Raw genomic sequence first — 13,317 nt, 5'->3', positions numbered from 1 at the left:
TCTACAGCTCCCTGAGGATGTTGTTGATGAGTTTTACCGAGGTGTGTTGCGCAAGCCCCAGGCGCGAGATGCGGTCGAAAAGGCTGCTGTGACGCTCGGCATCAGTATCGCTCTCCAGCCAGAGAGTGGTCGACGTCGTATCCATGTGGACCACGTCGAGCGCTCCCGGCTCAGCAAAGGACACGATGGTGAAGGCGCTTGTCATGCCGGGGTGAGCACCCGCAATGTACGGCATCACCTGGAGCTTCACGTTCGGCTGCCGAGCCACGTCCAGCAGCCTGCCGAGCTGGTCCTTCATCACCTCGCGTCCGCCCACCAACTGACGCAGAGCACCTTCGTGCACCACCGCCCGCAGCTCAAGCGGTCGGTCGCCGCTCAACCGCGCCTGCCGCGTCATCCTGGCCTCGACAAAGGGTTCGATCTCATCGAGGTCGTCCCAGGACCCATTTCCCACGGCGAGCGCTCTGGCGTAGTCCGGGGTCTGCAGCAGTCCGGGCACGATGGCGACTTGCCAGGTGCGGAGACCGGTGGCGATGTCTTCCAGAGCCACGTACTCGACCATGGACTGAAGTCCCGGGTACTGATTCCACCAACCGCTCGCCTTGCGACGTTCTCGGTCGGTCTTGGCGAGAGCCAGCAACCTGTCGACGACCTCGGCGTCAGCCTCGCCGTACAGGTGGCACAGGGCCCTGACGTCAGGATCCCGTATCGGCACGAGGCCCCGCTCGATCTTCGCAACCTTGGCGACCGACGCTGTCAGCGCCTCCGCCGCGTGCGCTTGCCGCAGGGAGCGCGCCTCACGCATGCGCAGCAACTCTCCGCCGAGACGGCGCCCGAGCACAGTCGAAACTGTCCGGCCCCGATCAGGGCTGTTACCTGCCACGTCGCATCCCTCCGCCGAATGGCCCAAGTCTGGGACTGATTCCTCTCGAACACCAACTAGGGCAGAGAAATTTCTGCCCGAACTTGTTGCTGCACCCGCAATCACACCGCTACCGTCAGTGCTCCACCGCTCGCGCAGCGGAGCCGAATCCGGCGGAAGTGCACCGCCCTGCCCCGCGCCTGGAACCGGCGCCCCGCGGCGCGGCATCGCCACCGCCCGCACCCGAGGAGCTCGCGTCCATGACCGCAGCCGAACAGGGCCCCGACCCCACACCCGAACTCGAACCCGTCGTCCTCCACGAGGACCGGCTCGACAACACCCCCACCGCGCACAACATCTCCCTGTGCCGCCGTCGTGCCGCCCGGCTCGTCCTCCAGTGGGGCCACCCGAACCTGGCCGGCGACGCGGCGTTGCTGGTCAGCGAGTTGGCGACCAACGCGTTACTGCACGGCGTCATCCGGGGCCGTCTCTTCCGCGTCCACCTCACCCTCACCGCGACCAGGCTCCGCATCGCCGTGAGCGACGCACGCGGCGAGCGGCTGCCCGGTCCGCGCGAGGCGGCGGCCGACGAGTGCTACGGCCGCGGGCTCCTGATCGTCGCGCGGCTCGCGGACCGGTGGGGCGTCGAGCCGCGCACCGTCGGCAAGACCGTGTTCGCCGAACTCGCCGTGCGGCGTGGGCCGGACATGCCGATGGGCCCGCACGAAGTTCGCGCGGGCCCATCTGGCAAAGCTACGCCCAGGTGATCAGCCGCTTCGGCTGCTCCAGGATCGCGGCGACGTCCGCCAGGACCTTGGAGCCGAGCTCGCCGTCGACCAGGCGGTGGTCGAACGACAGGGCCAGCGTGGTGACCTGACGGGGCTTCACCTTGCCCTTGTGGACCCACGGCTGGAGCTTGATCGCACCGACCGCGAGGATCGCGGACTCGCCCGGGTTCAGGATCGGCGTGCCCGTGTCGACGCCGAAGACACCGACGTTGGTGATCGTCACCGTGCCGCCCGCCATCGCGGCCGGGGAGGTCTTGCCGTCCCGCGCCGTGGAGACCAACTCGCCCAGTGCGGCGGCGAGCTGGGGCAGGGTCTTGTCGTGCGCGTCCTTGATGTTCGGCACGATCAGGCCGCGCGGGGTGGCGGCGGCGATGCCCAGGTTCACATAGTGCTTCTGGACGATCTCCTGGTTGGCCTCGTCCCAGGCGGCGTTGACCTCCGGGTTCCGCTTGATCGCGACCAGGAGGGCCTTGGCGATGATCAGGAGCGGGTTGACCCGCACCCCCGCCATGTCCTTGTCCTCCTTGAGCTCCGCCACCAGCTTCATCGTGCGCGTCACGTCGACGGTGACGAACTCGGTGACATGCGGGGCCGTGAAGGCGCTGCCGACCATCGCCTGGGCGATGGCCTTCCGTACGCCCTTGACCGGGATACGGGTCTCCCGCGCGCCCGCCGGAGCGACGACGGCCGGAGCCGGGGCCTCGACCTCGGCCGCCACCGCGGCGGCGACGGGCGCCGGGGCCTGTGCCGGTACGGGCGTGGCCGCCGCGTGCACGTCCTCGCGGGTGATGATCCCGCCCTCGCCGGTCGGGACGACCGTCGCCAGGTCGATGCCCAGGTCCTTGGCCAGCTTGCGCACCGGCGGCTTGGCCAGCGGGCGGCTCTCCGGGACCACGGCGCCGTGGCCGTTCATCTCGACCTGGATCGCCGCCGCGGCAGCCGGTACGGAAGCGGCCGCACCCTTGCGGGCCCGCCGCTTGGTCGAGCTCTCGGAGACGCCGTAGCCCACCAGGACGGGCTGACGGCCCTTGGGAGCCTCCGGCTCCGACGGCTCCGGTTCCGCGACCGGCGCGGCGGCCGGCGCCGGGGCCGCGTCACCGCTGCCCGGGGCCACGTCCACCGCGATGATCACCTGGCCGACGTCGACGGTCGTGCCCTCGGGGAAGCGCAGCTCGTGCACCACCCCGTCGAACGGGATCGGCAGCTCCACGGCTGCCTTCGCCGTCTCGACCTCGCAGACGACCTGGCCGTCGGTGACGGTGTCGCCGGGCTGGACGTACCACTTGAGGATCTCGGCCTCGGTGAGTCCCTCGCCCACGTCGGGCATCTTGAACTCACGGAAGCGAGCAGCGTTGGAAGTGTCGGTCATCGTTGTCACGTCCCAGTCCTCAGTACGCCAGCGAGCGGTCGACGGCGTCGAGCACACGGTCGAGACCCGGCAGGTACTCGTCCTCAAGACGCGCCGGCGGGTACGGGGCGTGGTAGCCGCCGACCCTCAGCACCGGTGCTTCCAGGTGGTAGAAGCAGCGCTCGGTGATCCGGGCGGCGATCTCGGCCCCGGAGCCGTAGAACACCGGCGCCTCGTGGACCACGACGAGCCGGCCGGTCTTCTCGACCGAGGTCTGGACGGCGTCGAAGTCGATCGGGGACATCGAGCGCAGGTCCAGGACCTCGATCGACTTCCCCTCCTCCTCGGCGGCCGCGGCCGCCTCCAGACAGACCTTCACCATCGGGCCGTACGCGACGAGCGTGAGGTCGGTGCCGGTGCGGGCCACCGAGGCCCGGTGCAGCGGGCCGGGGATGGTGTCGGTCTCGACCTCGCCCTTGTCCCAGTAGCGGCGCTTCGGCTCGAAGAAGATGACCGGGTCGTCGCTCTGGACGGCCTGCTGCATCATCCAGTAGGCGTCGGCGGCGTTCGACGGCGAGACCACCTTGAGGCCCGCGACGTGCGCGAACAGGGCCTCGGGCGACTCGCTGTGGTGCTCGACGGCACCGATGCCGCCGCCGTAGGGGATCCGCACGACGACCGGCAGCTTGATCTTGCCGAGCGCGCGGGCGTGCATCTTGGCGAGCTGCGTGACGATCTGGTCGTACGCGGGGAAGACGAAACCGTCGAACTGGATCTCCACGACCGGCCGGTAGCCGCGCAGGGCCAGGCCGATCGCCGTGCCGACGATGCCGGACTCGGCGAGCGGGGTGTCGATCACCCGGTCCTCGCCGAAGTCCTTCTGGAGCCCGTCGGTGATCCGGAAGACCCCGCCGAGCTTGCCGACGTCCTCGCCCATGACGAGGACCTTGGGGTCGGTTTCGAGAGCCTTGCGCAGTGACTCGTTGAGAGCCTTCGCAATGGACATCTTCTGCATGGCCACGGCTACTTGCCCTCCTCGGCAGAGTCTGCGAACGATGCCTGGTAGGCGGCGAACTGGGCGCGCTCCTCGTCGACGAGCGGATTGCCGTCGGCGTAGACGTGGTCGAAGACCGCCATCGGGTCCGGGTCGGGCATCGCCCGTACCGCCTCGCGCACCCGCTTGCCGAGGGCCTCGCTCTCCTCGTCCAGCGCGGTGAAGAACGCCTCGTCCGCGGCGCCCGCCTTCTCCAGGTACGTGCGCAGCCGCAGGATCGGGTCCTTGGCCTCCCAGGAGGCCCGCTCCTCGTCCGCCCGGTACTTCGTCGGGTCGTCGGAGGTGGTGTGCGCGCCCATCCGGTAGGTGAACGCCTCGACGAGGGTGGGCCCCTCACCCCGGCGGGCCCGCTCCAGCGCCGACCTGGTGACGGCCAGGCAGGCGAGTACGTCGTTGCCGTCGACCCGGACACCGGGGAAGCCGAAGCCCTGCGCGCGCTGGTAGAGCGGGACGCGGGTCTGCTTCTCGGTCGGCTCGGAGATCGCCCACTGGTTGTTCTGACAGAAGAAGACGACCGGGGCGTTGTAGACCGCGGAGAAGGTGAAGGACTCGGCGACGTCTCCCTGGCTGGAGGCGCCGTCGCCGAAGTACGCGATCACGGCCGAGTCCGCACCGTCCTTGGCGACGCCCATGGCGTAGCCGGTGGCGTGCAGGGTCTGCGAGCCGATGACGATCGTGTACAGGTGGAAGTTGTTGCTGTTCGGGTCCCAACCACCGTGGTTCACGCCGCGGAACATCCCGAGCAGATTGGTCGGATCCACCCCCCGGCACCAGGCGACGCCGTGCTCCCGGTAGGTCGGGAAGACGTAGTCGTCGTCGTGCAGCGCCCGGCCGGAGCCGATCTGGGCCGCCTCCTGACCGAGCAGCGACGCCCACAGGCCCAGCTCGCCCTGGCGCTGGAGGGCGGTGGCCTCGGCGTCGAAGCGGCGGGTCAGGACCATGTCCCGGTACAGACCGCGCAGCTCGTCCGCGGTCAGGTCGATCGAGTAGTCCGGGTGCTCCACGCGCTCGCCCTCGGGCGTCAGCAGCTGTACGAGCTCGGGCCCGGAACTCTGTGGCGTCTTCGCGGACGTCCTGGCGGGCGTCTTGGCGGACGTCTTCGCGGGCGTCTTCGCGGGCGTCTTAGCGGGCGTTTTCACGGCGCTGGTCCGCTTACTGCTGCGTCGCGGTTTGCTCGCGGCAGTGCTCTCCACGGTCACGTGCGTGCTCCTCCGTCGGTCCGGCCCCCGGGGTCTGCCGGGAAGCCAGTGCGGCTCGCCTGTGTCCGTACCCGTGCACGGGGTGGGTGCCGCTCGGTCCGGGAACAGGCGTGACAGGTGCCCCGGCGAGCGCCCTGCCAAAAGCACGTTACCCAGTACGCCGCATAACTGCGAAACCCCATCTGACCTGCGATTTTGCTTGGATTTCCAAGTAAATCGAAAAAATCGGGAACTCTCGCTGGTCACAGCACTGGTAACAGCCTTGCAGGCCGCCGGAACAACGGCACGTTATCCCGCCGTTCGGCGGCAGGGAAGAGGCGAGTGTGTGAGACTGCGTTTTGTGCGTGAACAAGGAAAAATCACTGTTTTTCTGCTGGACGACCATGAAGTCGTCCGACGGGGAGTCCATGAATTGCTCTCGTCCGAGGACGACATCGAGGTCGTCGGCGAGGCCGGCACCGCGACGGACGCGCTGGTCCGTATCCCCGCGACCCGCCCCGATGTGGCGGTGCTCGACGTACGGCTGCCGGACGGGAGCGGGGTGGAGGTCTGCCGGGAGGTCCGTTCCCAGGACGAGAACGTCAAATGCCTGATGCTCACCTCGTACGCCGACGACGAGGCGCTCTTCGACGCGATCATGGCGGGTGCGTCGGGTTATGTGCTGAAGGCGATCCGGGGCAACGAGCTGCTGAACGCGGTACGTGAGGTGGCGGCCGGGAAGTCGCTGCTGGACCCGGTGGCGACCGCCCGGGTGCTGGAGCGGCTGCGCGACGGCAAGAAGGGCGGGGCCGAGGACAAGCTCGCCGCTCTCACCGACCAGGAGCGCAAGATCCTCGACCTGATCGGCGAGGGACTGACGAACCGGGTGATCGGCGAGCGGCTCCACCTCGCCGAGAAGACGATCAAGAACTATGTCTCCAGCCTGCTCTCCAAGCTGGGCATGGAGCGGCGTTCGCAGGCCGCCGCGTACGTGGCCAGGCTCCAGGCGGAGAAACGCTGAGGACCGCACCCGGGGCGGCCGGGAGCACGCGGGAGCGGGGACGATGGGGCCGCGCGCCCCGGTGGCGTTCGGGACTTTGGTCCTTGAGCAACCGGGGCCGCGGCCTCTTTCTGTGACCTCCGGGGTGACGGAGAGTGGAGGTCATGTCCTCCGAGGAACTCCAGGCGATCGAACTGCTCGGCCGCGTCCGCTACGGCCGGCTGGCGACGAGCATGCGGGCCCTCCCGTTTCTGTCGGTTGCCCGCCACGTCGTGATCGACGGTCATGTGGTCCTGCGGATGCACAGCGGTTTCGGCTACCACAACGCATGCGACGGCACGGTCGTGGCGTACGGCGCGGACAACTTCAGCAGCGCCGGGCCGGGCGGCGCCGGCCCGGGGGGCGACGACGATCTGTGGGCCGTGCAGTTCACCGGCACCGCCGAGATCGTGCACCCGGCGCCCGGGCAGCGCGAGCTCTTCGGCGACGGTCCCGCCCGGGTGAACGGCGAGCCCTTCGACCCGGCGTACCTCAGGCTCGAACCTCACTTCGCCTCGGTGCACACTCTGGGCTTCGACGCAAGTCAGCCGATCATCAACACAGCGTGATCTAACATCTGCTGAGTGCCGCGCTCATCTGTCACCCTTCCGCCCGCTGCGTCGGCCGGCAAGGTGCTGGTCCCGTCCGTGCCCGCTCAGCCCGTGTCCCCGGTGGACAAGGTCCTCCTCCCGTCCGTGCCCCGGCCACCCGTGCCTCCGGTGAACGAGGTGCTGCGCCGCTATCCGGACACCGGTGAACCCCTGAGCTGCAAGCCCACCACCAAGGGCCTGCTCAACCACGGCTACCGCGTCTCCACCACCCGCGGCTCCTACTTCCTCAAGCACCACCTCGACGACTCCACCGGTGACCGCGCCACGATCGTCCGCCAGCACCGGGCCACCCAGCGGCTCCAGTCGCTGGGCGTGCCCGTCGCCCCGCCCGTGCAGGACACCGAGGGCGACACGGTCACGGAGATCGGCGGCCGGTGCTATGCCCTGCACCCGTGGGTGGACGGGCTGCACCGGGCGGGCGCCCAGCTCAGCACCGCCCAGTCGGAGCGGCTCGGGGCGCTGCTCGGAGCGGTGCACACCGGCCTCGAACAGGTCATGGGGGCGGGCAGCGGGCTCGCGCACCGGTCCGTCGGCTACCGGAGCCCCGACCCCGCCGACACCTTCGCGGTGATCGACGAGCTGCTGACGGCCGCGCGCCGGCGCCGCCCCCGGGACGCCTTCGACGAACTGGCCGAGCACCGCCTCCTGGAGCGGCGCGCCCTGCTGGAACAGCACGCCGACCGCAGGCCCCCCACCCCCGGCGCCCCGGCCACCGGCTGGGTGCACGGGGACTTCCACCCGCTGAACGTCCTGTACCGGGGCGGCGACCCGGTCGCGATCCTCGACTGGGACCGGCTGGGGGTCCAGCCGCGGGCGGAGGAGGCGGTACGGGCCGCGGCGATCTTCTTCGTGCTGCCGGCCGGGAAGCTGGAGCTGGAAAAGGTACGGGAGTACGCGCGGGCCTACCGGCGGACGGCCGGGGCGGGGGCGGCGGAACTGGCCGCCGCGGTGCACCGGGTGTGGTGGGAGCGGCTCAACGACTTCTGGATACTGCGCTGGCGGTACTGCCTGCACGACCAGAGGGCCGACCCGCAGTTCCCTGCGGTGTCGGCCCTGGCGGTCTGGTGGACGCGTGAGTACAAGACGGTGTGCGAGGCGTTCACGGGGTGATCCCGCCCCGAGGCGTTCACGGGGTGGTCCCGCCCCGGCCCCGCCCCGTGGACGGCCGGGGCGGGACCGGGGTCGGTGCCGGGTCAGGGAGTGGTGCCCGCCACGGTCCCGGCCGCCGCGGACGTACCGGTGGTGGCACCACCGTTGTCCGACCCCGTGCCGCCGTTGTCCGTTCCGGTACCACCGTTGTCCGTACCGGTACCACCGTTGTCCGTCCCCGTGCCGCCGTTGTCCGTACCGGTACCACCGTTGTCCGTACCGGTACCACCGTTGTCCGTCCCCGTGCCGCCGTTGTCCATGCCTCCGGTGGCCGGGGTGGACGGCTCGGTCGTCGGCGGTTCGGAAGGCTGGGTCGGGGCGGTCGACGGGGGGTAGGTCCGCCGCGGCGTTGTGTCCTGCTGGTTGCCGGTGGAGTTCTCCGGCACCTGGTTCTGGTCGCTCTCCTCGTCGCTCGGCCCGGACGAAGTCTTCGTCGGTGACGGCGAAGTGGAGACCTTGTCGGGCTTCTTCTCATGCGTCGAGCCGGTGTCCTGCGCGGCGTTGACCGCGATGGCGACGCCCGCCCCGATCGCGATCAGCGCGAGCACGACGAACAGCCACAGCTTGCCGCGGCCGCCACCGCCCTGGTGCCCGCCCTCGTAGCCGCCGTCGTCGGGGTTCATCGGCGGCAGGATCGGGCCCTGCGAGGTGTCCCCGTGCTGCGGGTGCCCCATCGCCATCGTGCCGCCGGTGACGCCCATGGCCGGGGTGTGCGCGCCCTCGTGCATCGCGACCGGGCCGGTGTTCCACGTACCCGTGTGGCCGCCCTGCACCTGGAGCATCTGGAGGCCGTACTGGACCAGGCCGCGCATCTCCTCGGCGCTCTGGAACCGGTCGTCCGGGTCCTTCGCGAGGGAGCGCATGACCAGCCCGTCCAGCTCCGGCGGCGCCGCATCCAGGACCTCGGACGGCGGGACCGGAATGTCCTGGACGTGCTGGTACACGACGGACAGCGGCGTCTCACCCGTGAACGGGGGCCGCAGCGCCAGGAGTTCGTACAGCAGGCAGCCGGTGGCGTAGAGGTCGGAGCGGTGGTCGACGGCCTTGCCCAGCGCCTGCTCGGGGGAGAGGTACTGCGGCGTGCCCATGACCATGCCGGTCTGGGTCATCGTCGACTGCGCGCCGTGCAGCGCGCGGGCGATGCCGAAGTCCATCACCTTGACCGCACCGGAGTTGGTGATGATCACGTTGGCCGGCTTGATGTCGCGGTGCACGATGCCGTGCTGGTGCGAGTACGCCAGTGCTTCGAGCACGCCGGAGACGATGATCAGCGCCTGCTCGGGCGGCGGGGCCTCGGCGCTGATCAGGAGATCGCGGATGGTGCGGCCCTCGACCAGCTCCATCACGATGTAGGGGACGGTCGCCCCGCCCACGATGTCCTCGCCGGAGTCGTACACGGCGACGATCGCGTGGTGGTTGAGCCCGGCGACCGACTGCGCCTCGCGCGTGAACCGGGCCTTGGAGACCGGGTCCTCGGCGAGATCGGAGCGCAGGAGCTTCACTGCGACGGTGCGTCCGAGTCTGACGTCCTCGGCCGCGAAGACCTCTGCCATACCGCCCCGGCCGAGGCGGTGGGTCATCCGGTAACGTCCGTCACCGACGACACCGCCGATGCCCCAGGAGTCGGTGCCATCCGATACCCCGCCGCCGTTTGCTTCGGAATCGGGTGCCATCAGTCCTCGCCGTCGTATCTGTCCGCGCGTCCGCGGGTTCTCACGGTGTCTAGCTGCATTGCCACGTCACGCTACAGCCTCTTCCGGACACACCGTTTCCGAGAGGGACCGGTTATCCAACCGCCCGGGTTTCCGAGGGGACCGGTTATCCAACTGCCCGGCGTGCCGTCCACGCAAATTTCATGCGGTTCCTGTAACGCTTCCGAGACGCTTCTTGTGCGTAGGGTCACGGAACGGGCACCTGGCTTGACGTGTCGTACCCCTCGGGCAGACTTGGCGCGTAATGGATGATCGCGTGAGTCGCGCGCCGAGGGGGAGCAAGTCATGAGCCAGGACGGCGCACACGGCGCTCAGGGTCGCTATGCGGGCGGTTCGGTCGCCGGCGGCCGCTACCAGCTGCGCGACCTGCTCGGCGAGGGCGGGATGGCGTCCGTATACCTGGCCTACGACACCGCCCTGGACCGCCAGGTCGCAATCAAGACACTCCACACGGAGCTGGGCCGCGAGCAGTCCTTCCGTGAGCGGTTCCGGCGCGAGGCGCAGGCCGTCGCCAAACTGCAGCACACCAACATCGTCTCGGTCTTCGACACGGGTGAGGACGAGCTCGGCGGCGCGCTGATGCCGTACATCGTCATGGAGTACGTGGAGGGGCAGCCGCTCGGCTCCGTGCTCCAGGCGGACATCCAGAACCACGGCGCGATGCCGGCCGACCGGGCGCTGAAGGTGACGGCCGACGTCCTGGCGGCGCTGGACACCAGCCACGAGATGGGCCTGGTCCACCGCGACATCAAGCCCGGCAACGTGATGGTGACCAAGCGCGGCGTCGTGAAGGTCATGGACTTCGGCATCGCCCGCGCCATGCAGTCGGGCGTCACGTCGATGACGCAGACCGGCATGGTCGTCGGCACCCCGCAGTACCTCTCCCCCGAGCAGGCCCTGGGCCGCGGCGTGGACGCCCGCTCCGACCTGTACTCGGTCGGCATCATGCTGTTCCAGCTGCTGACCGGGCGGATCCCCTTCGACGCCGACTCCCCGCTGGCCATCGCGTACGCGCACGTCCAGGAGGAGCCGGTCGCGCCCTCCACCATCAACCGGTCGATCACCCCGGCGATGGACGCGCTGGTCGCCCGCGCGCTGAAGAAGAACCCGAACGAACGTTTCCCCAGCGCGGCGGCGATGCAGGACGAGATCGCCCGCGTGCTGGCCGCGAGCGGCGGCACGGGCGTGCCGGTGATCGTCGCGGGCGGCGGCGCCCCCGCGAACAGCGGCTCGGGCGTCGGTGCGACGGTCTTCCCGCCGGTCGACCAGTCCGGCGCGACGCCCCAGAGCGTCCAGACGCCGTACCAGCCGGGCCCGTACCAGTCGGGCCCGTACGGCCCGGCGACCCCGGCCCCCGCGCCGGCACCGTCGTACGGCTACCCGCAGTCGGCCCAGCCGTACCAGAGCCGGCCTCCGGTGCAGCAGGCCCCGCCGCCCTACACGGCCTCGCCGCAGACGCAGACCCAGTCGCACTCCGGCTCGGGCGGCAGCGGCTCCAAGCGGAACATGCCGGTCGTCGTCGGCTCGATCGTGGTCGCGCTGATCGCGATCGGCGGTCTGATCACGGTGCTCTCGCTGAAGGACGACGACAAGGGCGGCACGACCGCGAACGAGTCACCGGCCGCGAGCGAGCACAAGGATCCGGAGCGGAACCGGACGATGGACACCGAGGACTGCACCGACGCCATGGAGGACAGCGACGACCCGAACAAGGTCGACGCCCCCAGCTTCCTGTACAAGGACATCCTCTCCGCGCGGGCCTGCGCGGACGCGGCGGGCTGGACCATCAAGCAGATCAAGGTGCCGGGGAACGCCTACGCGGAGGACCAGGTCATCGACCAGTTCCCCACGTCGGGCACCGCCGTACCGAAGACCGGCGCCCACTTCGAACTCCGCATCGCGACGGGCGACCCGGCCTGAGTCCGGAGCCGTCGCATACGAGTGAACGCGGCACTTCGAAGCGCCACGCATCCGAGATGCCGGACATACCGGCACATGTGACGGTATGTCCATGGCTTCAGGACTCCTCCCCTCACGGCCCACGAGGTGCGTGGCCTGCCTCATATTCACTGCGGGTGCGGCGCTGGGGACCGCGGCGGTAGAGGCGCAGGCCGGACAGGGTTCATCCGGTCAGCCGACGGGGCCGCTCAGCTCCCCGGCGACACCGCCCGCGCGCCCCTCGGCCGCAACCGCCGTCCGGCCTTCCGGTGTCCCCGGCGCCGATCCGGCGGCCGAGGAACCGATCACCCCTTCGGCCGATCCTTCAGCCGATCCTTCGACCGCGCCGACGACCGCCTCTCCGGACGGCGGACCGGCCGCCCCCGCACCTCCGGGCTCCCCGCACCCCTCTCCCTCGGCCTCCGGCTCCCCCGTCGGCTCGGCGTCGGCCTCGCCCTCCCAGGACCCTCTGCCCGCTTCGAACTCCGGCTCCGGTGCCGGCTCCGACGAGGAGCCGCCACGCGAGGTGCAGTCCCCGCTCGCCGGGCGCGAGGCCGGGGAGGGGCGGCTGCGGCCGGGGCGGCAGTTCTCGCCGTGGGAGCCGGCGCACGCGGACAGCCTGCCCGCCCAGCCCCAAGCACCACCCCCGGCAACCGATCCGGGGCCGATACCCCCCGCCACGCCCGGGGAGAGTGCGCTCCCCGGATCGGAGCAGCTCTCGCAGCGGGCCCTGGGCGCATCGACCGTGCGGCAGGTGAAACAGGTGTCGCTCGGCGCGGGAATCGCGCTGATCGGACTGGGGCTGGGCTTCCTGGCATTCCGCCTGCGCCGCTTGGACTGAGCCACCCCGGGACCTTCCCCCCTCGACACCCATGCACCCCGGCGGAGACTTGCATCGACGAACATACTCAGTATACATACTGAGTATGTCGATCCGTCACGGGCTACTGGCCCTTCTGGAACGGGGGCCCCGATACGGCTCCCAGCTCCGTACCGAGTTCGAATCGCGCACCGGCTCCACCTGGCCGCTCAACGTCGGCCAGGTGTACACAACGCTCAGCCGGCTGGAGCGCGACGGCCTGGTCGTGCAGGACGACGAGGACGACCAGGGGCACGCCCTCTACGCGATCACCGACGACGGGCGCACCGAGCTGCGGAACTGGTTCGAGACGCCGGTCGACCGCAACAACCCGCCCCGCGACGAGCTGGCCATCAAGCTCGCCATGGCGGTCGGCGCCCCCGGGGTCGACGTCCGTGCCGTCATCCAGTCCCAGCGCCGCCACACCCTGAAGGCGATGCAGGACTACACCCGCCTCAAGGCGCAGTCGCTCAGCGCTGTCCCGACCAACCGCGACGAGGTCGCCTGGCTGCTCGTGCTGGAGCAGCTGATCTTCCAGGCGGAGGCGGAGGCACGCTGGCTGGACCACTGCGAGACCCGGCTGGTCCGCCTCGCCGAGGCCGCCGCCACCGAGCCGGAACCCGAGGTCCGTACGACCGGCCGCACCGCGTCCCGTACCGCCCGCCCGCACAGCCGGCGCTGACGCGAAACGCAGGGCCGCGTGGCCGCAAGGCCGCACGCCTCAGGACCCGGGGCCGCAGGCCACGGACCGCGCGGCCTCAGACCAAGGCCCGCGTGAC

At 70.3% G+C, this 13,317-nt stretch carries 12 protein-coding genes; 7 read left to right on the top strand and 5 right to left on the bottom strand.

Annotated features, from left to right (window positions below; translation table 11 throughout):
* Position 1: 1 nt before the first annotated feature.
* Positions 2 to 841, bottom strand: a complete 840-nt coding sequence (locus IE107_RS09445; protein ID WP_268246581.1) for a helix-turn-helix domain-containing protein — start codon at positions 839 to 841, stop codon at positions 2 to 4.
* Positions 842 to 1,122: 281 nt separating this feature from the next.
* Between IE107_RS09445 and IE107_RS09440 the strand changes: the two genes are divergently transcribed.
* Positions 1,123 to 1,629, top strand: coding sequence for an ATP-binding protein (locus tag IE107_RS09440; RefSeq protein WP_189543118.1), 507 nt, complete (start codon positions 1,123 to 1,125; stop codon positions 1,627 to 1,629).
* On the opposite strand, the gene IE107_RS09435 is transcribed toward IE107_RS09440, so the two are convergent.
* From IE107_RS09435 to pdhA, 3 genes are read right to left on the bottom strand one after another with little or no spacing between them, the layout of a single operon-like run.
* The gene (locus IE107_RS09435; protein ID WP_189543116.1) at positions 1,616 to 3,028 is read right to left on the bottom strand and encodes a dihydrolipoamide acetyltransferase family protein; all 1,413 of its coding nucleotides are present in this window, start codon (positions 3,026 to 3,028) and stop codon (positions 1,616 to 1,618) included. The two genes, IE107_RS09440 and IE107_RS09435, sit on opposite strands and share 14 nt — an antisense overlap.
* Before the next feature lie 10 nt (positions 3,029 to 3,038).
* The gene (locus IE107_RS09430) at positions 3,039 to 4,019 is read right to left on the bottom strand and encodes an alpha-ketoacid dehydrogenase subunit beta (protein ID WP_189543114.1); all 981 of its coding nucleotides are present in this window, start codon (positions 4,017 to 4,019) and stop codon (positions 3,039 to 3,041) included.
* A 2-nt stretch (positions 4,020 to 4,021) separates the two neighbouring features.
* Entirely contained in the window at positions 4,022 to 5,251 is a 1,230-nt protein-coding gene (gene pdhA / locus IE107_RS09425; protein WP_189543112.1) for a pyruvate dehydrogenase (acetyl-transferring) E1 component subunit alpha, read from the bottom strand.
* A gap of 340 nt (positions 5,252 to 5,591) precedes the next feature.
* Between pdhA and IE107_RS09420 the strand changes: the two genes are divergently transcribed.
* The 3 genes from IE107_RS09420 to IE107_RS09410 all read left to right on the top strand — a co-directional run bounded on the left by IE107_RS09420 (position 5,592) and on the right by IE107_RS09410 (position 7,990).
* Complete coding sequence (locus IE107_RS09420) at positions 5,592 to 6,251, top strand: response regulator (RefSeq protein WP_189543440.1); 660 nt, start codon at positions 5,592 to 5,594, stop codon at positions 6,249 to 6,251.
* 143 nt (positions 6,252 to 6,394) lie between these two features.
* A complete protein-coding gene (locus IE107_RS09415; protein ID WP_189543110.1) occupies positions 6,395 to 6,838 on the top strand; it encodes a pyridoxamine 5'-phosphate oxidase family protein in 444 nt (147 codons plus the stop codon).
* Between the two features lie 159 nt (positions 6,839 to 6,997).
* Positions 6,998 to 7,990: a phosphotransferase gene (locus IE107_RS09410; protein WP_189543439.1), complete on the top strand. Its 993-nt coding sequence runs from the start codon at positions 6,998 to 7,000 to the stop codon at positions 7,988 to 7,990.
* An 83-nt stretch (positions 7,991 to 8,073) separates the two neighbouring features.
* Here IE107_RS09410 and IE107_RS09405 read toward each other — a convergent pair whose 3' ends face one another.
* Entirely contained in the window at positions 8,074 to 9,702 is a 1,629-nt protein-coding gene (locus tag IE107_RS09405; RefSeq protein WP_189543109.1) for a protein kinase domain-containing protein, read from the bottom strand.
* Positions 9,703 to 10,026: 324 nt separating this feature from the next.
* Here IE107_RS09405 and IE107_RS09400 point away from each other — a divergent pair, with 324 nt between their 5' ends.
* The 3 genes from IE107_RS09400 to IE107_RS09390 all read left to right on the top strand — a co-directional run bounded on the left by IE107_RS09400 (position 10,027) and on the right by IE107_RS09390 (position 13,220).
* Entirely contained in the window at positions 10,027 to 11,661 is a 1,635-nt protein-coding gene (locus IE107_RS09400; protein WP_189543107.1) for a protein kinase domain-containing protein, read from the top strand.
* A 544-nt stretch (positions 11,662 to 12,205) separates the two neighbouring features.
* Positions 12,206 to 12,520, top strand: a complete 315-nt coding sequence (locus IE107_RS09395) for a hypothetical protein (protein ID WP_189543105.1) — start codon at positions 12,206 to 12,208, stop codon at positions 12,518 to 12,520.
* An 85-nt stretch (positions 12,521 to 12,605) separates the two neighbouring features.
* Complete coding sequence (locus IE107_RS09390) at positions 12,606 to 13,220, top strand: PadR family transcriptional regulator (RefSeq protein WP_189543103.1); 615 nt, start codon at positions 12,606 to 12,608, stop codon at positions 13,218 to 13,220.
* Positions 13,221 to 13,317 lie beyond the last annotated feature (97 nt).

The sequence above is a fragment of the Streptomyces gelaticus genome (assembly GCF_014649535.1).
GTDB lineage: Bacteria > Actinomycetota > Actinomycetes > Streptomycetales > Streptomycetaceae > Streptomyces > Streptomyces gelaticus.
This window is presented reverse-complemented; position numbering and strand designations above follow the sequence as displayed.